The following is a 21,369-nucleotide window of genomic DNA, read 5'->3' on the forward strand; positions in this document are numbered from 1 at the left end:
CACGGAGCGGGTCTTGCGCACCCTATGCATTGAGTGCCTTAATGATGGCACTGAGTGCATCGACGCCCTCATGCGAGCGTCGACCCTCCCTGATCGAGTGACATCAGCGGTGCGGGGCTCCTCTCCCGGATGCGTCCCGCACCGGTACGGACGAGAGGAGTCGGGCCATGACCAGCACACTGACCCCCACCCTCGGCGGCGCCCAGCACGCCGAGGGCCAGCTCTACGTCACCGCCACCCACAAGGTGCGCGCCACTGTCGGCAGGCCCCCCTTCGACTGGGTGCCCTACGGCGTTCAGCACGCCTGGAAAGCCGGTGCCCGCAAGACGTTGTGCGGTGAGTGGACGTCCGGATGGACCGTCTTCTGGGACCGTTCGTTCTCCGCCACCGCGCACCAGACCTGCCCGGCCTGCGTCGAGGCGAGCCTGCCGGAGGCCTCGCGCAGCCGCCTCGATCCCGCGCTGCGCCGGACCGCCTGAGTCCCCCTCCCCGGCCGGGTATGGTCACGGGCATGTCACGGGTACCCCTCGTCCCTGGAGTTCCCGGGCCCTCCGGGGAGCAGAACGTGCCGGGCAGCCATCCGGACACCGGGCAGCGGATCGCCGCGGCGGCGTTCGAGCTGTTCGCCGCGCGCGGCTACGACGGCACCACGGTCGACGCCATCGCCGAGCGGGCGGGCATCGCCCGGCGCACCTTCTTCCGGTACTTCCGGTCGAAGGACGACGTCATCTTCCCCGACCACGACTCGCTGCTGGCCATGGTCAACCAGCACCTGACCGCGCAGACCGCCCTCGACCCGATCGAGACGATCTGCGGCGCGGTCCGGCTGGTGCTGCTCAGCTACCTCGACGCCCCTGCGGTGTCGGTGCAGCGTTACGAGCTCTCCCGCCGGGTGCCCGCGCTGCGTGAGCGTGAGCTGGCCAGCGTGCAGCGCTACGAGCACGCCTTCAGCCGCTATCTGCGCGGACGGCTCTCCGGCACGCTGCCCGACGCGCAGGCGGTGCTGCGCTCCGACGTGATCGCCGCCGCCGTGGTCGCGGCGCACAACGCGGTGCTGCGCGAATGGCTGCGCGCGGGTGGCGATTACGACCCGGTGGCCGATCTGGACGCGGCCTGCGGATGGGTGCTGGGCACCTTCGGCGCCGGCCCGACCGCCACGGGCGCAACGGTCACGCGCACAACTGAGGACGACGAGGAGCCCGCGACCCGCCCGGCCGGTGACGTGGTGGTGGCGGTGTTCCGTTCGGGGCAGTCGATGGACGACGTGGTGGCGCAGATCAGCCGTTCACTGGGCGACCGGCCGGTCAGATCCGGGCCCGCCACACGTCGTCGTCCGTGAGCAGGGCGGCCACCTCGGCGGGCAGCGTGCCGTTGGCGACGTCGGCGAGCGTGGCGCCCTCGAGCACCACCCGCATCTTCGCCCGCAGTGCCACCCAGATGTCGCGCAGGGCCACCGCCGCGCCGGAGTAGGCCACGTCTTCGGGACGCTCCCCGGCGATGTTGGCCAGCGGTCCGTCGATCACCCGGATCACGTCGGCGATCCGGATCTCGGTGGCCGGCAGGGCCAGCCGGTAGCCGCCCTCGGCACCGCGCCGGCTCTGCACCAGGCCGGCGGTGCGCAGTTCGGCCAGGATGTTCAGCAGGAACGGCAGGGGGATGCCCTGGCGTTCGGCCACCGTCTCGGTCTTGATCCACACGCCCTCCGGCGCGGCGGCCAGCTCGAGGGCCGCCCGGACTGCGTAGTCGGTCTTCGCGGAGATGCGCACCCGCCCATTGTGCCGGTAGCCGGGGCCCCTCCCGTCCGTCCGGTGCCAGGTGGTCTGCGAGTCTGGGCCCATGCTCATGCGCCCGCGACGGCCCCGGGCCGATCCCGAACTCGTCATCGTCGGGGTGGTCCTGGCCTGGATCGGCCTCTTCCTGACCGTCGACGCGGCTCCGCTCGCCGCGCTCGGTGGAATCAGCGAGCTCACCCGGCAACTGCTGCTGGGCGCGTCCACCTGGGCGATGCTCGGACGGCTGCTCAGCCGCGAGACGCCGTTGGTGCGGGTGCAGACCCTGCTGGTCGTGGTGTTCGCGTCGATCATCGAGTACACGTTCTCGCCCCTGCTGGAGGCGTACGTGTACCGGATCGGCACCGTGCCGCCGTTCGTCCCGCCCGGCCACGGCATGGTCTACCTGGCCGCGCTGGCCCTGGGCCGCAGTGCGCTGGTGCGGGCGCACTCCCGGTTCTTCGTCGTCCTCACGGTTCTGGCCGGAGGCGGATGGGCGGTGTACGGCCTGTTCGTCGCCGCCCGGCCGGACCTGCTCGGCGCCTTCTGGTACCTCTGCCTGCTCGGCTTCCTGGCCTGGGGCCGGGCCCGGCTGCTCTACGTCGGGGCGTTCCTCGTGGTGACCTACCTGGAGCTGCTCGGCACCCACCTGCACACCTGGTCGTGGCGTGCCACGGACCCGGTGCTGGGCGTGATCAGCCAGGGCAACCCGCCCTCCGGCGCGGCCGGGGGCTACGGCTGGTTCGACCTCTACGCCACCCTGCTGGCGCCGAAAGTGCTTCAGGGATGGGTCAGCATCCCCATCGTGTCGGCGTGGAGAAGGCCGTTGGTGGCCACCGCGCTGCCGCCGAACGGGCCCTCCTTGCCCTCCAGCGAGGTGAACACGCCGCCGGCCTCCACCACGATCGGCACCAGCGCGGCCATGTCGTACACCTCCAGCTCGGGCTCGCAGGCGATGTCGACCGCGCCCTCGGCCAGCAGCATGTACGACCAGAAGTCGCCGTAGGCCCGGGTGCGCCACACCGTGCGGGTCAGCTCGGCGAAGTTCTCGCCCAGGCCGCGTTCCTCCCAGCCGCCCAGCGAGGAGTAGGACAGCGAGGCGTCTTCCAGCTCGGCGACCCGGGAGGTGTGGATGCGCCGGGCCTTGGCCAGGCTGCGTCCGGTCCAGGCGCCGGTGCCGGTGGCGGCCCACCAGCGCCGGCCCAGCGCCGGCGCCGACACCAGGCCGACCACCGGAACACCGTTGTCGACCAGGGCGATCAGCGTGGCCCATACCGGCACGCCGCGCACGAAGTTCTTGGTGCCGTCGATCGGGTCGATGATCCACTGCCGGGGCCCGTGCCCAGTGGTGCCGAACTCCTCGCCGAACACCGAGTCGCGCGGCCGGGTGCGCCGCAGCTGGCCGCGGATCAGTTCCTCGGCCGCCCGGTCCGCGTCACTCACCGGCGTCAGGTCGGGCTTCGTCTCGACCCGGAGGTCGGCTGCCAGGAACCGGTCGTTCGTCACCGCGTCCACCTGGTCCGCGAGAACGTGCGCGAGGCGGAGATCGTCGTCGTAGCCCACAGTCCGCGACGGTACAGGCCGCCGGTCACGCGCGGGTCACGCTGTTTCCCGTGGGCCCCGCGTCCCGGCACGGTCACTGCCCCCGGCGCGCGCGGAAGTGAATCGCGCAACGGAAGGGCTTTGAATTGCCTGAGGAATTCCTGTGCTCCGAACCGGTGAATAACAGATGTGGTTGCGCCGGTGTGGCCGGGTACTAAGACCAAAAGACACGGCGGGAACTGTCGCCGCTAATTGTTTGACGGTTTAAGCTTCCGGCCATGTTCGATCTTGTCAACGGTATGCCGGTCCATGCGCTCGTCGTCCACGCCGTCGTGATCCTGCTGCCGCTGATGTCGGTGGTCACGGTCGCGTTCGTGCTCCGTCCCCGCTGGCGCCGCGAGCTTCCGTGGGCCGTGCTGGGCAATCTTCTCGCCGCCGCGGCCACCTACGCCGCGATGGAATCCGGGGAGAAACTCCAGGCCCGTCTGAGTAATCCGGATTTCGAGCCGGTGGCCAAGGAACACGGCGACATCGCCCAGTACCTGATCTGGTTCGCGATCGCCCAGTTCGTCGTCTCGCTGATCGTCTGGCTGCTGCTGCGCACCCGGGACGAGTCGCCGCGCACCTCCGCCCCGAAACTCGCCACCTCGGTCGTGCTCACCCTGGCCGTCGGGATCGCCGCCGTCGCCTGGACCTACCGGGTGGGCGACAGCGGCGCCGCGGCCGTGTGGAAAGACAGCATCGCCAGCACGAATCAGTAGTCCGGCAGCCCGGACCGGGCCCGCAGCAGCCGCCGCAGCGACTCCAGGCGGGCCCGGCCGGACGGGCCCGCCTTCCCGGCGTCCACCCAGGCGTCGAGTCCGCACTCCGGCTCGTCGTGGCCACAGCCGCGCGGGCACTCGTCGGTGCCCGCCGCCAGCTCGGGGAAGGCGTGCACCAGCCGGTCCGGGTCCACGTGCCCCAGGCCGAACGAGCGCACGCCAGGCGTGTCCACCACCCAGCCGCCGCCGGGCAGCCGCAGCGCGATCGCCGAGGTCGAGGTGTGCCGTCCCCGTCCGGTCACGTCGTTCACCCGGCCGATCGCCCGGTCCGCCCCGGTCAGGGCGTTGACCAGCGTCGACTTACCCACGCCGGAGTGCCCGACGAGCACCGTGACCCGGCCGGCCAGCTGCTCGCGCACCGCGTCCAGGCCCTCGATCACCCCGGGGGAGCGGCGGGTGACCACCCACGGCACCTCCAGTGCGCTGTAGCCCTGGGTGAACTCCGCCGGGTCGGCCAGGTCGGCCTTGGTCAGCACCAGCAGCGGGTCCAGCCCGGCGTCGTAGGCGGCGACCAGGCAACGGTCCACCATGCGCGGGCGCGGCACCGGGTCGGCCAGCGCGGTGACCACCGCCAGCTGGGCGGCGTTCGCCACGATCACCCGCTCGATCTTGTCGGTGTCGTCGGCGCTGCGGCGCAGCACGGAGGTGCGCGGTTCGACCCGGACGATCCGGGCCAGCGAGCCGGGGGAGCCGGACACGTCGCCGACCAGGCCGACCCGGTCGCCGACCACCACCCCGGCCTTGCCCAGCTCGCGGGCCTTCATCGCGGTGACGACGAGATCGCCCCCGTCGTCCATGCTTTCGAAGCCGCCCAGCAGGCAGCCGTAACGGCCGCGATCGACCGTGACCACCTGGGCCGCGACGGCGTTCTCGTGAGTGGGACGGTCCTTGGTGCGGGGCCGGGACCCCTTGGGATTGGGGCGGAACCGGATCCGGGACTCCTCGTCCTGGCCCCCTCGGCGTGGGCTCACCGCCGCCTCACCGCCGCCCGGGACCGTCCTGGGGCGTCAGCATCCGTTCCCAGAGCTGGGTGAACTCCGGGAGGGTCTTGGCGGTGGTGCCGATGTTCTCCACCGAGACCCCCGGCACCTTCAGGCCGATCACCGCTCCGGCGGTGGCCATCCGGTGGTCGGCGTAGGAGTGGAACACCCCGCCGTGCAACCGGGCCGGCCGGATGATGAGCCCGTCCTCGGTCTCGGTGACATCGCCGCCGAGCCGGTTGATCTCGGTGGCCAGCGCCTTCAGCCGGTCGGTCTCGTGGCCCCGAAGATGAGCGATACCGCGCAGGTGCGAAGGGGTTTCGGCGAGGGCGGCGAGCGCGGCGACGGTCGGGGTGAGCTCACCGGCCGCGCTCAGGTCGGCGTCCAGGCCGTAGAGCTCGCCGGTGCCGCGCACGGTCAGCCCGTCGCGGTGCAGCGAGACGTCGGCACCCATCGAGTCGAACAGGTCGCGCAGGTGGTCACCGGCCTGGGTGGTGTACTGCGGCCAGGCCGGCACGGTGATCTCGCCACCGGCCACCACGGCCGCGGCCAGGAACGGCGCGGCGTTGGACAGGTCGGGCTCGACCATCACGTCGAGGCCGCCGACCCGGCCGGGCTCGACCCGCCAGACGTCCGGCTCGGAGTCGTCGACCACCACGCCGACGTCGCGCAGGGCCTCCACGGTCATCGTGATGTGCGGCTCGCTCGGCACCGGACCGCCGACGTGGCGCAGCGTCAGGCCCTCCTCGAACCGCGCTCCGGCCAGCAGCAGCGCGGACACGAACTGGGACGAGGCCGAGGCGTCGATCTCCAGGGTGCCGCCGCGCACCGAACCGGAGCCGCGCACGACGAACGGCAGGCGGCCCTCGTCGCTCTCGACCACGGTCACGCCGAGGCCACGCAGCGCCGAGATGATCGGGCCCATCGGCCGCACCCGGGCGTGCGGGTCGCCGTCGAACGCGATGTCACCGGTCGCCAGGGCGGCGACCGGCGGCACGAAACGCATTACCGTGCCGGCCAGGCCGACGTCGATCATGGCCGGGCCGCGCAGCTCGCCGGGGGTGACCATCCAGTCCGCGCCGAACGCCCCGGTGGCGCCCGCGTCTTCCACACCGGTGCCCAGACCGCGCATGGCCTGGGCCATGAGCAGCGTGTCGCGCGAGCGCAGCGGGGCGCGCAGCCGGGACGGCTCGTCGGCGAGGGCCGCCAGCACGAGATAGCGGTTGGTGAGGGACTTCGAGCCGGGCAGGGACACCGTCGCCGAGACCGGGCCGTCCACCGTCGGGGCCGGCCAGTGTGCTGTCGCCTCGTCGCTCACCGGGTTACTCATCGCTTCGCTCGCGCCACTTCCGTCATCGCCTTCGCCGCATACACGGTCACCGAGCGATGAGGGTATCCGCCGGAAGGCCCGCCGGGCAGCCCTGGCCCGGAAGGACCCGGATCGGCCCGGTTCCGGCCGGGTTCCAACCCGGTTCCGGCTTGAGCCCGCCCGCCCCGGGCCGCCCGGGAGGGGCAGCCCGGCCGGCGGGGCTCAGGAAGCTGGGGCGACGTGCGGGCTCAGACCGGCAGCGCGGCGCGGCCCTTGCGGGCGGCCTTCTGGGCGCGGGCCGCCTGCTGCGCGGCGATCTTCTCGGCCTTCCTGCGCGAGCGGCGGCTGGTCTTACCGGCCTCCTTGGCCGCCTGCTTCGCCGACCGGCGGGCCTGCTTCGCGGCCTTGCGACCGGACACCTTGACCGCGGTCACCGACTCGGCGGCGTCTTCGCGGGCCTCGTGCAGCGCCAGCGTGGCGGCCTTGCGGGCCTTGCGGCCGCGGTAGGCCACGCTGGGCTTGCCCTCGGTGTCGACGGTGGCGAGCAGCGCGCCGCCGATCAGGCCGAGCGTCTTCACGAACGTGGCCTGCTTCTGGCGGCGCAGCTCCGGGTCCTTCTCCTTCCAGAACGGCTCCACCGGCTGCACCACGGGGGCGGTGGCGACGATCGCCAGGGCGGACAGGCGGGGCAGCCGGCCGAGGGCGAGCAGCGAACCCGCCACGGCCGTCACCGCTCCGGCGGAGCGCACCACCATCACCGGGTCGTTGGGCAGGCGCAGGGGGCCGGACACCTGGTTCAGCACGGGCTTGGCGGCCTCGGCGTGCGGACCGGGGTGACGTGCCACGTCGACCCCGGACTGGATCAGCGGGGCGGCGAGCAGGGGACGGGCTACACGGCGGACGATGGTCATGGTCCTTTGCTACCCCTGATCCGGGCCGGATGCGAACGGACAGGCCGGAAATCGGCTGAAATCCGCACTGAATCACAGCCTCCGAACAGACCCGGAGGTGATCCCGCGCCTACGCTGACCACCATGTGCGGACGCTATGCCTCCAGTCGCAGCCGCGAGGAACTCGTCGTGGAGTTCGAGGTGGAGTTCGAGGCGGGAGAAGACCATCTCGGCGAGCCGAAGCGGGGTTTCAACATCGCGCCCACCGACACCGTTGCCGTGGTGGTGGAGCGGACGGCGGTGCCGGCCCCCGGTCTGCCCGAAGAGGAGGTCTCCGCCTCGGTTCTCGACGCCGCCGACGCGCACGTGACGGCCGAGCTGATCAACGACGAGAGGGCCCGGGCGGTGCGTCAGCTGCGTTCCCTGAAGTGGGGGCTGGTGCCCTCGTGGAGCAAGGACGCCTCCGGCGGAGCCCGCATGATCAACGCCCGGCTGGAGACCCTGCTGGAGAAGCCGGCCTACAAGAAGGCCGCGTTGTCGCGGCGCTGCCTGGTGCCGGCCGACGGCTGGTACGAGTGGCAGGTCAGCCCGACCGCGAAGGACGCCAGGGGCCGCCCCCGCAAGCAGCCCTTCTTCATGAGCCCGGCCGACGGCGGGGGCCTGGCCCTGGCCGGGGTCTACGAGTTCTGGCGCGACGCGCGGCTGCCCACCGGCGACCCGGCCGCCTGGCTGATCACCTTCGCCGTGATCACCACCGCCGCGGAGCCCGGCCTCGACACCGTGCACGACCGCATGCCGCTGGTGCTGCCGCGGGATCGCTGGGCGCACTGGCTCGACCCGGCGCTGAACGACCCGGCCTCGGTGCGCGGCCTGACCGAGAACCTGCCCGCCGGCCGGTTCACCGCGCTGCCGATCAGCACCCGGGTGAACTCGGTGCGTAACGACGGCCCGGAGCTGATCGAGCCGGCCCCGGCCGACAGCCTGGCCGGGGTGGTCGACCCGGCCACCGGTGAGTTGCTCGGTGGACCGCCCGCGGGGTCCCTGTTCTGAGGTCTGAGTTCACGCACCGGCGGAAACCCGATGGAGGACGACGAGGAGCCCGTGACAACCACCCAGCCCGAGAGCGTTCCGGAGGCGGCGGACGACGCCGCCGAGGTGATGCCGATCGACACCCCGCTGGGCCCGGCCCGCGCCCATCTGTGGACGCCGGCCCGGCCCCCGGCCGGCCGGATCGTGCTGGGCCACGGTGCCGGGGGCGGGATCGGCGCGGCCGACCTGGTTGCCGTCCGCCGGCGGGTGGTGGCCCTCGGCTGGCAGGTGGTGCTGGTCGAGCAGCCGTGGCGGGTGGCCGGCAAGAAGGTGGCCGCGCCGCCGCCCCGGCTCGACATCGGCTGGTCCGCGGTGTTCGCGGGCCTGGGCGCCCGGCCGGGCTGGAGTGATCTGCCGGTGGTCGTGGGTGGTCGCAGCGCGGGTGCCCGGGTGGCCTGCCGTAGCGCCGCCGGGCTGGGTGCCCGGGCGGTCTGCTGCCTGGCGTTCCCGCTGCACCCGCCGGGCCGGCCGGAGAAGAGCCGGGCGGCCGAGCTGGCCCTGCCCGGGGCCGCCGGCATCGACGTGCTGGTGGTGCAGGGCGAGAGGGACGCCTTCGGCGGACCGGACGAGATCGCGGCCCTGGACCTGCCCGGCGTCCGGGTGTCCAGAGTCGAAGGTGATCACTCTCTGAAGAAGGACGTCCCGGTGGCTGAGGCGGTGGCGGCGGCTCTGCCCGGGTGGCTCAATCCGTAGGCGACAGCCCGGAATGACACCCCGGCGTCGTGCGTTGTGCTCGATGCGCAGGCGGTCACCGACCCACGAGCCCGGGCGTGTCCGCCATGTCAATCCCGATGACAGCCACCGTGAGTCATGCTCGCCCGGCTTTCAATGGGGCGTCCGCGAAGAGTGAGGAGTGCGCCGTTGCTACTCGTGACGACGGTGGAGGAACGGTCCGGTGCGGCCGAACGGTCGTCCGGCCAGTCCACAGGGCGAACCTGGGCGGGTAATGCCGCTCCGGTGCAGCTAGGCTCGTCGGTGATGGATGCCCAAGCGGGTCGCGCACCGGCGACTGAGAACCCCGAGCAGCGGTCTGCCCGTTTCGAGCGGGATGCCCTGCAATACCTGGATCAGCTGTACTCGGCGGCCCTCCGGATGACGCGTAACCCGGCTGACGCCGAGGATCTCGTCCAGGAGACCTTCACCAAGGCGTTCGCGTCGTTCCACCAGTACCAGCCCGGCACCAACCTGAAGGCCTGGCTGTACCGGATCCTGACGAACGCCTACATCAACACCTACCGCAAGAAGCAGCGCGAGCCGCAGCAGGCGCAGACCGACGAGATCGAGGACTGGCAGATCGCCCGCGCCGGTTCGCACACCTCGACCGGCCTGCGTTCCGCCGAGGCCGAGGCGCTCGACCGGCTGCCCGACTCCGACGTGAAGGAAGCGCTCCAGCGCATCCCCGAGGAGTTCCGGATCGCGGTCTACCTGGCCGATGTCGAGGGTTTCGCCTACCGCGAGATCGCCGAGATCATGGGCACCCCGATCGGCACGGTCATGTCCCGGCTGCACCGCGGCCGACGGCAGCTGCGTGACCTGCTCGAGGAGTACGCTGCCGAACGTGGCATCGTTGCCACGCGATCTCAGGACGGTGCGGCATGAGCAGCTGCAATGAGCCCGATTGCTCCAAGGTGCTCGACCAGGTCTACGAGTACCTGGACGGCGAGATGGGCGAGGCCGAGCTCGCCCAGATCCGGGTGCATCTCGAGGAGTGCTCGCCCTGCCTCCAGCAGTACGACCTCGACGTCGCGCTGAAGGCCCTGGTGCGCCGCTGCTGCCGCGAGACGGCCCCGGCCGACCTGCGGGAACGCATCATGGTCAAGATCACCGAAGCCAGGATCGACCTCAACGGCTGATCCCGGGCACAGAAAAAGGCGTTGCTCCCCTGGCGGGGGCAACGCCTTCTTCGTTTTCTGGCGCTGAGGCTCAGGCGTTGGGACGACGACCGTGGTTGGCCGCGCTGCCCTTGCGCGAGCGGCGCTTGCGACCGCGCTTGCTCATGGCTTTCTCCTTCTCTTGGCTGCCTGCATCCTTTCACGTCCGGGCCGGTGCTCCGGAATCCGTCGGTCGGCTCAGGACAGTCGCCTCAAGACTCGCTCACCCCTGCCGATGTCCCGGGCGTGAGCCACCCTGTGTCCGTGCTGCCCTTCCTGCGGGCGCTGAGCGAGCTGTTCGGCTCCGACCTGCACTGCAAGGTCGGGTCGCCGCCACGGATCCGGATCGACGGCAAACTGCGCCGCCTCGACGTGCCCGACCTGACCCCGGCCGACACCGAGGCGATGGCCAACGAGGTGCTGCGTGACGACCAGCGGGCCCAGTTCGAGCAGACGAACGAGGCCGACTTCGCCTACTCGATGAGCGGTGTCGGGCGGTACCGGGTCAATGCTTTCCGGCAGCGCGGCTCGGTCGGGCTGGTGTTCCGCCGGGTCAACATGGGGGCCATCCCGCTGACCAAGCTGGGGGTGCCGGAGGTGATCGGCCGGCTGGCCCTGGAGCCGCGCGGGCTGGTGCTGGTCACCGGCCCGACCGGCTCGGGCAAGACCACCACGCTGGCCGGCATGGTCGACAAGATCAACACCGAGCGCGAAGTCCATCTGGTCACCGTGGAAGATCCGATCGAGGTTCTGCACGAGGACAAGCTGGCGATGATCAGCCAGCGTGAGGTGCGGGTCGACACCGACAACTTCTCGGTCGCGCTGCGGGCGGCGATGCGACAGGACCCCGACGTCATCCTGATCGGTGAGATGCGCGACCAGGAGACCGTGCACTCGGCCCTGGCCGCGGCCGAGACCGGTCACTTCGTGATGTCCACGCTGCACACCCAGGACGCCAAGGAGACGATCACCCGGATCATCGACTTCTTCCCGCCGCACGAGCAGAAGCAGATCCGGCTGTCGCTGGCCGGGGCGCTGCGCGGGATCGTCTGCCAGCGTCTGGTGCCGCGCGCCGACGGCTCGGGCCGGGCGCTGGCGATGGAGGTCTGCGTGAACACCGGGCGGATCGCGGACGCCATCGCCGACCCGGACAAGACCAGCACCATCGGCGACCTGATCAAGGAGGGCGGCTTCTACGGGATGCAGTCGTTCGACATGCACCTGGTGGAGCTGATCCGCGACGGGGTGGTGAGCCTGCACGACGGAATGGCCGTGGCCAGCAACCCGCACGACCTGACGGTGGAGCTGAGGCGGCTCGGCCTGGTGGCCTGAGAGCGCCGGGGGAGGGGTCCGCAGGAGGTGAGGGGCGGGGTCCCGTTCCGCCCACCACCTCCTGCGGGCTCACCCGGTCTCGCCGTCGAGACCAGGGAGCTGGGGCGTTGTGACTGCCCTCGCAACGCCCGATTGGTCCATTATCAAGTTGTTACATTTAAAGCGCGACTCGTAAACCGTGTGGCGTGAGTCACCACTCGTTCCCTTGCTTACGGCAAACGAAAGGCGCCCGGCCGGAGCCGGGCGCCGAACGTGGAGAAGGGGGATCAGGCAGCGGCCTTGGTCTCCCAGAAGATCGTGCTGATCTCCTCGATCTTGGCCAGCAGCTGGTCGGCCACGGCCACGTCGGTGCTGCCCTTGGTGCCACCGGCGCCGGCCAGCTTGGTGGCCTCGTTGAACAGGCCGTGCAGCTGCGGGTACTTCTCGAAGTGAGGCGGCTTGAAGTAGTCCGTCCACAGCACCCACAGGTGGTGCTTGACCAGGTCGGAGCGCTCCTCCTTGATCTGGATCGCGCGCTCCTTGAACACCGCGTCGTCCGAGGCGTTGAACTTGGCGATGCAGGCCTTGACCGACTCGGCCTCGATCTTGGCCTGGGCCGGGTCGTAGACACCGCACGGAAGGTCACAGTGAGCGCTGACCTCGACCGCGGTGAAGGCGTTGAGGAACCGCGAGAGCATGGGTACTCCTTGTCGCGAGGCTAGAGGCTTAGGACTCGTAACCTACTCCGCACCCTCGCCGGATGCGCGTCCTGGGCCGGGTATCCGTGGCGTGATCTTGCCCGGGCGCGGCCAGATCCGGAACAGCACCACCGCCAGCACGTCGTCGTCCGGTACCGCGCCCACCTGCCAGGAGTCCACGCCCTCGGCCGGGTTGTCGCGCTCCACCCACCAGCCGCCGGGCTCCCGGAAGGCCAGCCGTTTCACCGCCAGCGGCCGGTCGCCGGGCAACCGCACCACGGCCACCAGGCCCGGCTCCGGGCGTCCTCCCCAGTGCACCAGCAGGCGGTCGCCGTCGCGCAGGGCCGGTTCCATCGACCTGCCCCCCACCAGCACCTGGCCGATCGGCAGCAGCGGGCGGACCTGGTCGGAGCTCATCGTCGTCCTCACTCGGGTCGTCGGGCGATGACTCCACGGTAAGCGTCCCGGCACGGTGTGAGCTGTGACACGATGGCCGCCACGGGACACCCCCGTTCACCTGCGCCGGCCGAGCCCACCACGCCGCCCGCGTGCGAAGTCAGCCCCTGCCGGAACTGTCTGTCGTGAGGTGTCGCGTGACCATCGGAACTTCCCGCCCCGACCTGGCCACCGTGATCCACGACTCGCCGGTGTTCGCCCTGCACCACGGCGGCAAGATCGAGACCGCCCTGCGCCGGCCGCTGCGCTCGCGGGCCGACCTGTCGCTGGCCTACACGCCGGGCGTGGCCGAGGTGTCGCTCGCCATCGCCGCCGACCCGCACCTGCTCGACGTGTACACCGGGCGCGGCAACACCGTCGCCGTGGTGTCCGACGGCACCGCGGTGCTCGGGCTCGGCGACATCGGGCCGGGCGCCGCGATGCCGGTGATGGAGGGCAAGGCGATGCTGTTCAAGCACTTCGCCGGGATCGACGCGGTGCCGATCTGCCTGGACACCACCGACCCGGACGAGATCGTCGACACGGTGGCCCGGCTCGCCCCCACCTTCGGCGGCATCAACCTGGAAGACATCTCCGCACCGCGCTGCTTCGACATCGAGCACCGGCTGCGGGAGCGGCTCGACCTGCCGGTGTTCCACGACGACCAGCACGGCACCGCGGTGGTCGTGCTGGCCGCCCTGCGCAACGCCGCCCGGGTCACCGGTCGTGACCTGCCCGGCCTGAGGGTGGTCGTGGCCGGTGCCGGGGCCGCCGGGGTGGCGATCGCGGGCATCCTCGCCGGGGCCGGACTCCACGACGTGGTGGTCTGCGACAGCCGGGGCGTGCTGGAACCCGGCCGGGCCGGGCAGAACCCGCACAAGGAGGCCCTGGCCGGGCGCACCAACCCGGGCCGGCTCAGCGGCGGCCTCGACGTGGCGATGGCCGGGGCGGACGTCTACATCGGCGTCAGCGGGGGCCGGGTGCCCGAGCCGGTGGTGGCCTCGATGGCCCCCGGCGCGATCGTGTTCGCGCTCGCCAACCCGACTCCCGAGGTGCACCCGGACCTGGCCGGGCGGTACGCCGCGGTGGTCGGCACCGGCCGCAGCGACTTCCCCAACCAGATCAACAACGTGCTCGCCTTCCCCGGCATCTTCCGCGGCGCGCTCGACGTGCGGGCCACCGCGATCACCGAGGGGATGAAGCTGGCCGCCGCCGGGGCGATCGCCGACTGCGTGGTGCGGCCGACGGCCGGCGAGGTGGTGCCCAGCGTGTTCGACGAGCGCGTCGTGGGCGCGGTGGCCGCCGCGGTCGCCGGGGCGGCCCGGGCGGAGGGCGTGGCCCGGGTCTGAGAGGATTCGGCGAACAGCCTTGACCGGCATTTACCACCCGGGCGGTTGCGCCTGGACGGCCGGTCGCGGAAGAGTTCGCCCCACACGTCGGCTCACTCCCCCTGTGAAGGCTCATGGACGAGAATCGACCGGTGGCACCCGGAGCACCTCGAGAAGACTCCTTCGACATCGCTGTGCGTGGTTTCAACCGCCAGCAGGTCATGGAGTACATGACGCGTACCCACGATCTGCTCACCACACTGGAACGTCAGCTGGCCGTGGCCCGCGCCGAGGGCCAGCGTGCCCGTGCCGGTGCCGACGCCGCGGTGGCGGAGGCCCAGCGGCTGCGCAACGAGAACGAGGAACTGCGCGCGGCGCCCAAACCGGTACCGGTGCACACCGAGGTCAGTGACCGGATGGCACAGATCCTGCGGCTGGCCAACGAGGAGGCCGAGCAGGAACGCAACCGGGCGCGCGACGACATCGCCCGGGTGCAGAGCGAGACCAAGGCCGAGATCGAGCGGCTGCTGGCCCAGACCCATGCCGAGGCCGAGCGTGAGATCGAGCAGGCCCGCGCCCTGGCCCGGCAGGAGCTGAACAGCGCCCGCGAGACGGCCAACCGCGAGATGACCGAGGCCCGGCAGACCGCCGAGGCCGACCTGAGCCGGGCCCGCGCCGAGGCCGAGATCACCATCACCTCGGCCCGCACCGAGGCCGACCAGCTGCGCCTGGACTCGGTGCGGCACGCCGAGCACCTGATCGACGACGCGCAGCGCCGCTCCGGCGCCGTCAACGGTCTGGCCGCCCAGCGACTCGACGCGCTCACCGCCACGCACTCCGAGGCGCTCGTGCGCCTCACCCAGATCCGCGACGTGCTCGGCCAGCTGATCGGCGCCGACGCGGCCGCCGGATCGCTGTCGGCCGCGGTCGAGGCGGCCATGAACAACCGGGGCGACGGCGAGCTGCGGCACGAGGCCCCGGCCGCCGACGCCGTCGAGGGCGAGATCTACGACGACGCCCTGCCGAACGACGTGCACGAGGTGATCGAGGTCCGCACCGAGTACGACCAGCTGCGCGACCGGCACCAGGAGGTGCACAACACCGGCTCGATCAACACCGCCTCGATCCGTCGCCAGGGCGCGCACACCGGCTCGATCCCGGTCCACGACCTCGACGACGACCTGCACATCGACCCGCTCGACCCGCTCGGGCAGGGCACCGGCGAGCAGCAGGCGGTGCGCACCGACATGGAGATCGACCTGCGTGACAACCGCCGACCGGACGTGAGACTGGTCACCGGGGGTGCTCAGGCGACTCCAGGGGGCTTGCACTAGCGTCGTTCTCATGCTTGCTGCCTTCACCACCGCCACCGATGCCGACGACCCGCTCTCCGCGCTGGAGGTGGGTGAGCGCCCGGCCCCGGAGGTTCCGGAGGGCTGGGTCCGGGTGCGGGTGAAGGCGGCCGGCCTGAACCACCACGACCTGTGGAGCCTGCGCGGCGTAGGGCTGCCGGACGAGCGCCTGCCGATGATCCTGGGCTGCGACGCCGCCGGGCTGGACGACGACGGCAACGAGGTCATCGTGCACGCCGTGATCAGTGATCCGGCGTGGAAGGGCGACGAGACCCTCGACCCCCGCCGCAGCCTGCTCTCCGAGGTGCACCAGGGCACGCTGGCCGACGAGGTGGTGGTGCCGCGGCGCAATCTGGTGCCCAAACCGGCCGGTCTCAGCTGGGAGCACGCCGCCTGCCTGCCGACCGCGTGGCTCACCGCCTACCGCATGCTGTTCACCCAGGGTCAGGTGGTGCCCGGCCAGACGATCCTGGTGCAGGGGGCCGGCGGGGGAGTGGCCACCGCCCTGATCTCGCTGGCGAAGGCCGCCGGGATCAGGGTTTTCGCCACCAGCCGCAGCGAGGAGAAGCAGGCCCTCGCGGTGGAGCTGGGGGCCGAGGCCGCGTTCGCCTCCGGTGCCCGGCTGCCGGAGCGGGTCGACGCGGTGTTCGAGACCGTCGGCGCGGCCACCTGGAGCCACTCGGTGAAGTCGCTCAAACCCGGTGGGGCGATCGTGATCTGCGGGGCCACCAGCGGTGCCGCCCCGAAGAACGCCGAGCTCAACCGGATTTTCTTCCTCCAGCTGCGGGTGCTCGGCTCGACCATGGGAACCCGCGAGGAGCTCGGCCGGCTGGCGAACTTCCTGATCACCACCGGAGTGCGGCCGCGGGTCGACTCGGTGCTGCCCCTGGAGCGGGCCCGCGAGGGGTTCGCGAAGATGGCCGCCGGTGAGCTGGCCGGCAAGGTCGTGTTCACTCGCTGAAAATTGTGGACGACGATGAGCGGCGTCAAAAGCTCATCGTCGTCCATCATTTCAGGGCCGCTGCACGCCGAGCCACTCGTACCAGCCGTTGTGCAGAACGAGCCAGGCGATCAGACCGTAACCGGCCTGACGGGGGTGCTCGCCGTCGCCGGCCGCCAGGTCGGTCAGCCAGTCCTCGTGCGCGTAGAGCGGGTCGAAGCAGTCCACGAACGGCACGTTCCGCCGACGGCAGACGTCGCTGAAAGTGGCTGACAGCTCTTCGATCCGGCGGTTCTGCTCGTTGTCGGCGACCGGCGGCGGGCCGACCACGAAGGCCGGCAGACGGCGTGAGTGCGCGTCGTCGAGCATGTTGGCCAGGTTCAGCCGGGACCGGGGGATCGACAGGCCGGCATCGATATCCGCTCTGCCGAGCCCGATCACGACGCGCTGGTCACCCGGATGCTGCTGGCCGCCGTCGCCGAACCGGCGGCTCGCCTCCTGCCACCAGCGGGCGCCCAGATCGGCGGTGTTCTCGCCGGGGACCCCGAGAGTGTAGACAGCCAGTGACATCTCGTCCTGTGGTGTGCGGGCGGCCACCCGGCCCACCCAGCCCAGCGCCTTCGGGTCGCCCACGCCGGCCACCAGCGCGTCGCCGACCACGCAGATGCGCACCCGGGGGACGCCGGTGGTTCCGCCGGAGCCCATCCGGAGACGGCTCACAGGTCCTCGTCGGCATCGTCATCGTCGTCGCGGGCGAGCCAGGTGGCCAGGCGCTCGACCGGAGTCTCGAAATCCGGGTTCAGATCGACGAAATGACGCAGCTTCTCGGCCAGCCAGGCGAACGTCACCTCTTCGTCGCCCCGGCGCTGCTCGAGTTCCTCGATCCCTCGGTCGGTGAAGTACATGGTCCGTATTCTGTCCGACTTTCGGTGGCGGTACCCCGACGACCCCCGCATCCGTCGTGCACGGATGCGGGGGCCGTCGTCGGATCAGCGGTTGAAGGCCTGCGCGATCAGTGCCGCCTGCTCCGCCTGGTGCTTCTTCGCCGAGCCGGTGGCCGGGGAGGCCGAGGCCGGACGGGAGATCCGCAGCAGCGGCCGCCCACCCAGGTCTTGCGGCAGGCTCAGGGCGATCGACGGCCACGGGCCCTGGTTCGCCGGCTCGTCCTGCACCCAGACCAGCTGGGCGTCGCGGTACGGGTCGATCGCGGCCAGCACCCCGTCGACGTCGATCGGGTAGAGCTGCTCCAGCCGCACGATCGCCGTGCTGGTGTCGCCCCGCTTGTTGCGCTCCGCCAGCAGGTCCCAGTAGATCTTGCCGCTACAGAACAGCACCCGGTCCACCTGGCCGAGCTGCGCCTTCTCGGCGATCACCGGGCTGAACTCACCGTTGGTGAAGTCCTCGATCGGCGACACCGCGGCCTTCAGCCGCAGCATCGACTTCGGCGTGAACACCACCAGCGGCCGGCGCGGCTTGGCGTAGGCCTGACGGCGCAGCAGGTGGAAGTACGAGGCCGGGGTGGACGGTTGTGCGACGGTCATGTTGTTCTCCGCGCACATCTGGAGGTAACGCTCGATGCGGGCGCTGGAGTGGTCCGGTCCCTGACCCTCGTAGCCGTGCGGCAGCAGCAGCGTCACCGACGAGCGCTGGCCCCACTTCTGCTCCGACGAGGAGATGAACTCGTCGACGATGGTCTGGGCGCCGTTGGCGAAGTCACCGAACTGCGCCTCCCACAGCACCAGGGCGTCGGGCCGCTCGACCGAGTAGCCGTACTCGAAGCCCATGGCCGCGAACTCGGACAGCAACGAGTCGTAGATCCAGAACTTGCCCTGGTTCTCGCTGAGGTTGAGCAGCGGCGTCCACTCCTCGGCGGTGATCTTGTCGGTCAGCACCGCGTGCCGCTGGGTGAACGTGCCCCGGCGGGTGTCCTGACCGGTGAACCGCACGTTGGTGCCGTCCATCAGGATCGAGCCGAGCGCCAGCAGTTCGCCGAACGCCCAGTCGACCCCGCCGTCGGAGGCCATGGTGGCCCGCCGTTCCAGCAGCGTCTGGAGCTTCGGGTGCACCGAGAAGCCCTCGGGCGGAGACACGTACGCGTCACCGATCCGCTTCAGCACCTCGGCCGGCACCGCGCTGGCGTGGCCGTTGCCGCTGGCGTCGTCGAGCTGCTGGGCCTGCGGCAGGTCCAGACCGGCCGTGACGTCGCGGTGGGCCGTGGGCGGGTGGTTGACCGTGTCACGGGTCTCGGCGAACACCCGCTCCAGCTGCTGCTGGTAGTCGCGCAGCGCCTGCTCGGCCTCCTCCACGGTGATGTCGCCGCGCCCGATCAGGCCCTCGGTGTACAGCTTGCGCACACTGCGCTTGGCCTCGATCAGGTTGTACATCAGCGGCTGGGTCATCGAGGGGTCGTCGCCCTCGTTGTGACCACGGCGCCGGTAGCAGACCATGTCGATGACGACGTCCTTGTCGAACGCCATCCGGAACTCGAAGGCCAGCCGCGCCACCCGGACGCAGGCCTCCGGATCGTCGCCGTTCACGTGGAAGATCGGCGCCTGGATCATCCGGGCGGCATCGGTGCAGTACACCGACGAGCGGGAGGACGACGGGGCGGTGGTGAAACCGACCTGGTTGTTGATGACGACGTGCACCGTGCCGCCGGTGCGGTAACCCCGCAGCTGCGACAGGTTCAGCGTCTCGGTGACCACGCCCTGGCCGGCGAAGGCGGCGTCGCCGTGCATCAGCACCGGCAGCACCGAGAAGATCTCGCCCTGCCGGTCCAGCCGGTCCTGCTTGGCCCGGGCCACACCCTCCAGCACCGGGTTGACCGCCTCCAGGTGGGAGGGGTTGGCGGCCAGGTAGACCCGGGTCTTCTCGCCGGTCTCCGCGGTGTAGCGCCCCTCGGTGCCGAGGTGGTACTTCACGTCACCGGAACCCTGCACGCTGCGCGGGTCCTGCTGGCCCTCGAACTCGCGGAAGATCTGGCCGTAGCTCTTGCCCGCGATGTTGGCCAGCACGTTCAGCCGGCCGCGGTGCGGCATGCCGATGCAGACCTCGTCGAGCTGGGCCCGGGCGGCGTTGGTCAGCAGCTCGTCGAGCAGCGCGATGACCGACTCGCCGCCCTCCAGGCTGAACCGCTTCTGCCCGACGAACTTGGTCTGGAGGAAGGTCTCGAACGCCTCGGCCGCGTTCAGCCGGCCGAGGATGCGCAGCTGCTCCTCGCGGCTCGGCTTGGCGTACGGCCGCTCCAGCCGGGCCTGGAGCCAGCGCCGCTGCTCCGGGTCCTGGATGTGCATGTACTCGATACCGACTGTGCGGCAGTAGGTGTCGCGCAGCACGCCGAGAATGTGCCGCAGCGTGGCGGATGGCTTGCCGGTGAAACCGCCCGTCGGCACCTCGCGCTCGAGGTCCCACAGGGTCAGCCCGTGGGTGGTGATGTCGAGGTCGGGGTGCCGGCGCTGCTTGTACTCCAGCGGGTCGGTGTCGGCCATCAGGTGACCGCGCACCCGGTAGGAGTGGATCAGCTCCTGCACCCGGGCGGTCTTGTTGATCTGGTCGTCGTGCGAGACCGAGATGTCGCGCACCCAGCGCACCGGCTCGTAGGGCAGCCGCAGCGAGCGGAAGACCCGGTCGTAGAAACCGTCTTCGCCGAGCAGCTTGCTGTGCACGACCCGCAGGAACTCGCCGGACCCCGCGCCCTGGATGATGCGGTGGTCGTAGGTGGAGGTCAGCGTCATCATCTTGCTGACGGCCAGCCGGGCGATGGTCTCTTCCGAGGCGCCCTGGTACTCGGCCGGGTAGTCCATGGCCCCGACGCCGATGATCGCGCCCTGGCCCTTCATCAGCCGCGGCACCGAGTGCACGGTGCCGATGGTGCCCGGGTTGGTCAGGCTCATCGTGGTGCCGGCGAAGTCGTCGGCCCCGAGCTTGCCGTTGCGGGCACGCCGCACGACGTCTTCGTAGGCCGCCCAGAACTCGGCGAAGTCCATGCCGTCGCAGTGCCGCACGTTCGGCACCAGTAGCTGGCGCGAACCGTCGGGCTTGGGCATGTCGATCGCGATGCCGAGGTTGATGTGGGCCGGCTGCACGATCGCCGGCTTGCCGTCCTCCTCGGTGTAGGAGGCGTTCATCGACGGCATCAGCTCGAGCGCCTCGACCAGCGCGAAGCCGATGAGGTGGGTGAACGACACCTTGCCGCCGCGGGAGCGGGCCAGGTGGTTGTTGATCACGATGCGGTTGTCGATCAGGAGCTTGGCCGGGACCGCCCGCACGCTGGTGGCGGTGGGCACCTCCAGGCTGGCTTCCATGTTGGTGACGACCCGTGCGGCCGGGCCCTTCAGCCGGGCCACCTGCGGGGTGTCCGGCTTCGACGGCTGCTGGGCGGCGGTCGCGGGCTCGCGGGGGGTGCGGGCGGCGGGAAGCGTGGACGGCTGCTGCGGTGCGGACGCCGGTCGCAGCGCCCGGGCGGGCTGGGCCGGCGTCGCCTCCGTGGGCCTGGTCTCGCCCCGGGTGGTCTGCGGTGGCGTGGCCACCTTCGACGTCTCCGGTGCGCTGGGTGCAGGCTTCGGTGGCTGCAATGCGGCGGTCGCGACCGGACGGCCGGCGGCCGCTCCGTTCGGGCCCGTCGCGGGAATGGTGTCCGAGAGATCGGAGTTGGCTTCGTCGGAGGACCGCGAGCTGGTCCGCTGGTGCGGGGTCTCAGCAGGCTGGTAATCGGCGAAGAACTCCCACCACGCGGGGTCGACCGAGGACTTGTCCGACAGATACTGCTGGTACAGCTCGTCGACCAGCCACTCGTTCGGTCCGAACTCGGTCACCACAGGCTCGGAGGACACGGCGAGAATCGCCTTCTTTCAGTGCGGGGCTGAAGGGTACGTCAACCCTAACCCGATCGAGTGGGGCCGCGAGGTATTACCACTTCCACTCGTCGCCGCCGGCAGATGGTCTGCATCACCGCCTGCCGTAGGATGTCTTTACCATGCCTTCACGAAGGTGCCGGCCTACGGCCGGCTTACCCCAGTCCCGCCCCCGATCCCA

At 71.1% G+C, this 21,369-nt stretch carries 22 protein-coding genes; 11 read left to right on the top strand and 11 right to left on the bottom strand.

Annotated elements, in window-relative coordinates:
* Positions 1-167: 167 nt before the first annotated feature.
* Positions 168-479, top strand: coding sequence for a hypothetical protein (locus KIH74_RS03980; protein WP_214154324.1), 312 nt, complete (start codon positions 168-170; stop codon positions 477-479).
* Between the two features lie 32 nt (positions 480-511).
* Complete coding sequence (locus KIH74_RS03985; protein WP_214154325.1) at positions 512-1,339, top strand: TetR family transcriptional regulator; 828 nt, start codon at positions 512-514, stop codon at positions 1,337-1,339.
* On the opposite strand, the gene KIH74_RS03990 is transcribed toward KIH74_RS03985, so the two are convergent.
* On the bottom strand, positions 1,305-1,766 hold the full coding sequence (locus KIH74_RS03990; RefSeq protein ID WP_214154326.1) for an RrF2 family transcriptional regulator: 462 nt from the start codon (positions 1,764-1,766) through the stop codon (positions 1,305-1,307). The genes KIH74_RS03985 and KIH74_RS03990 overlap by 35 nt on opposite strands.
* A gap of 783 nt (positions 1,767-2,549) precedes the next feature.
* On the bottom strand, positions 2,550-3,332 hold the full coding sequence (gene hisN, locus KIH74_RS03995) for a histidinol-phosphatase (protein WP_214154327.1): 783 nt from the start codon (positions 3,330-3,332) through the stop codon (positions 2,550-2,552).
* A gap of 257 nt (positions 3,333-3,589) precedes the next feature.
* Here hisN and KIH74_RS04000 point away from each other — a divergent pair, with 257 nt between their 5' ends.
* Positions 3,590-4,072 carry a DUF2231 domain-containing protein gene (locus KIH74_RS04000; RefSeq protein WP_214154328.1) on the top strand — a complete coding sequence of 161 codons (483 nt, stop codon included), beginning with the start codon at positions 3,590-3,592 and terminating at the stop codon, positions 4,070-4,072.
* On the opposite strand, the gene rsgA is transcribed toward KIH74_RS04000, so the two are convergent.
* The 3 genes from rsgA to KIH74_RS04015 all read right to left on the bottom strand — a co-directional run bounded on the left by rsgA (position 4,066) and on the right by KIH74_RS04015 (position 7,332).
* Positions 4,066-5,103 (bottom strand): ribosome small subunit-dependent GTPase A, encoded by a 1,038-nt coding sequence (rsgA, locus tag KIH74_RS04005; protein ID WP_214154329.1) that lies wholly within the window; start codon positions 5,101-5,103, stop codon positions 4,066-4,068. The genes KIH74_RS04000 and rsgA overlap by 7 nt on opposite strands.
* Positions 5,104-5,110: 7 nt before the next feature.
* The gene (aroA, locus tag KIH74_RS04010) at positions 5,111-6,442 is read right to left on the bottom strand and encodes a 3-phosphoshikimate 1-carboxyvinyltransferase (RefSeq protein ID WP_214154330.1); all 1,332 of its coding nucleotides are present in this window, start codon (positions 6,440-6,442) and stop codon (positions 5,111-5,113) included.
* Positions 6,443-6,669: 227 nt separating this feature from the next.
* Positions 6,670-7,332 (bottom strand): DoxX family protein, encoded by a 663-nt coding sequence (locus KIH74_RS04015; protein WP_214154331.1) that lies wholly within the window; start codon positions 7,330-7,332, stop codon positions 6,670-6,672.
* 123 nt (positions 7,333-7,455) lie between these two features.
* On the opposite strand from KIH74_RS04015, the gene KIH74_RS04020 reads away from it, so the two are divergent.
* The 4 genes from KIH74_RS04020 to rsrA all read left to right on the top strand — a co-directional run bounded on the left by KIH74_RS04020 (position 7,456) and on the right by rsrA (position 10,253).
* On the top strand, positions 7,456-8,361 hold the full coding sequence (locus tag KIH74_RS04020; RefSeq protein ID WP_214154332.1) for an SOS response-associated peptidase: 906 nt from the start codon (positions 7,456-7,458) through the stop codon (positions 8,359-8,361).
* A gap of 51 nt (positions 8,362-8,412) precedes the next feature.
* Entirely contained in the window at positions 8,413-9,093 is a 681-nt protein-coding gene (locus tag KIH74_RS04025; protein WP_214154333.1) for an alpha/beta hydrolase family protein, read from the top strand.
* Between the two features lie 117 nt (positions 9,094-9,210).
* Entirely contained in the window at positions 9,211-9,999 is a 789-nt protein-coding gene (locus KIH74_RS04030; RefSeq protein WP_372491977.1) for a sigma-70 family RNA polymerase sigma factor, read from the top strand.
* On the top strand, positions 9,996-10,253 hold the full coding sequence (gene rsrA, locus KIH74_RS04035; RefSeq protein ID WP_214154335.1) for a mycothiol system anti-sigma-R factor: 258 nt from the start codon (positions 9,996-9,998) through the stop codon (positions 10,251-10,253). The genes KIH74_RS04030 and rsrA overlap by 4 nt, the downstream gene beginning before the upstream one ends.
* 70 nt (positions 10,254-10,323) lie before the next feature.
* Here the strand turns inward: rsrA and KIH74_RS39130 are convergent, their stop codons facing one another.
* Positions 10,324-10,398, bottom strand: coding sequence for a 50S ribosomal protein bL37 (locus KIH74_RS39130; RefSeq protein WP_370449906.1), 75 nt, complete (start codon positions 10,396-10,398; stop codon positions 10,324-10,326).
* 119 nt (positions 10,399-10,517) lie between these two features.
* Here KIH74_RS39130 and KIH74_RS04040 point away from each other — a divergent pair, with 119 nt between their 5' ends.
* Positions 10,518-11,603: a type IV pilus twitching motility protein PilT gene (locus KIH74_RS04040; protein ID WP_214154336.1), complete on the top strand. Its 1,086-nt coding sequence runs from the start codon at positions 10,518-10,520 to the stop codon at positions 11,601-11,603.
* Positions 11,604-11,869: 266 nt separating this feature from the next.
* Here KIH74_RS04040 and sodN read toward each other — a convergent pair whose 3' ends face one another.
* Both sodN and KIH74_RS04050 read right to left on the bottom strand, forming a co-directional pair.
* Positions 11,870-12,280 carry a superoxide dismutase, Ni gene (gene sodN / locus KIH74_RS04045; RefSeq protein ID WP_214154337.1) on the bottom strand — a complete coding sequence of 137 codons (411 nt, stop codon included), beginning with the start codon at positions 12,278-12,280 and terminating at the stop codon, positions 11,870-11,872.
* A 42-nt stretch (positions 12,281-12,322) separates the two neighbouring features.
* Complete coding sequence (locus KIH74_RS04050; RefSeq protein ID WP_214154338.1) at positions 12,323-12,697, bottom strand: S24 family peptidase; 375 nt, start codon at positions 12,695-12,697, stop codon at positions 12,323-12,325.
* A 176-nt stretch (positions 12,698-12,873) separates the two neighbouring features.
* On the opposite strand from KIH74_RS04050, the gene KIH74_RS04055 reads away from it, so the two are divergent.
* The 3 genes from KIH74_RS04055 (at position 12,874) to KIH74_RS04065 (ending at position 16,356) form a co-directional block, all read left to right on the top strand.
* Entirely contained in the window at positions 12,874-14,064 is a 1,191-nt protein-coding gene (locus KIH74_RS04055; RefSeq protein WP_308113569.1) for an NAD(P)-dependent malic enzyme, read from the top strand.
* A gap of 209 nt (positions 14,065-14,273) precedes the next feature.
* Entirely contained in the window at positions 14,274-15,377 is a 1,104-nt protein-coding gene (locus tag KIH74_RS04060; protein WP_214154339.1) for a hypothetical protein, read from the top strand.
* 10 nt (positions 15,378-15,387) lie between these two features.
* On the top strand, positions 15,388-16,356 hold the full coding sequence (locus KIH74_RS04065) for a zinc-binding dehydrogenase (RefSeq protein ID WP_214154340.1): 969 nt from the start codon (positions 15,388-15,390) through the stop codon (positions 16,354-16,356).
* A gap of 51 nt (positions 16,357-16,407) precedes the next feature.
* Here the strand turns inward: KIH74_RS04065 and KIH74_RS04070 are convergent, their stop codons facing one another.
* From KIH74_RS04070 to KIH74_RS04080, 3 genes are all read right to left on the bottom strand, one after another.
* Positions 16,408-17,040: a GDSL-type esterase/lipase family protein gene (locus KIH74_RS04070; RefSeq protein ID WP_214154451.1), complete on the bottom strand. Its 633-nt coding sequence runs from the start codon at positions 17,038-17,040 to the stop codon at positions 16,408-16,410.
* 11 nt (positions 17,041-17,051) lie between these two features.
* Positions 17,052-17,240 carry a DUF6104 family protein gene (locus KIH74_RS04075; protein ID WP_214154341.1) on the bottom strand — a complete coding sequence of 63 codons (189 nt, stop codon included), beginning with the start codon at positions 17,238-17,240 and terminating at the stop codon, positions 17,052-17,054.
* Between the two features lie 84 nt (positions 17,241-17,324).
* Positions 17,325-21,167 carry a multifunctional oxoglutarate decarboxylase/oxoglutarate dehydrogenase thiamine pyrophosphate-binding subunit/dihydrolipoyllysine-residue succinyltransferase subunit gene (locus KIH74_RS04080; RefSeq protein ID WP_308113572.1) on the bottom strand — a complete coding sequence of 1,281 codons (3,843 nt, stop codon included), beginning with the start codon at positions 21,165-21,167 and terminating at the stop codon, positions 17,325-17,327.
* Positions 21,168-21,369: the final 202 nt, after the last annotated feature.

Origin of the sequence: Kineosporia corallincola, from assembly GCF_018499875.1 — a bacterium.
GTDB classification, from domain to species: Bacteria; Actinomycetota; Actinomycetes; order Actinomycetales; family Kineosporiaceae; genus Kineosporia; species Kineosporia corallincola.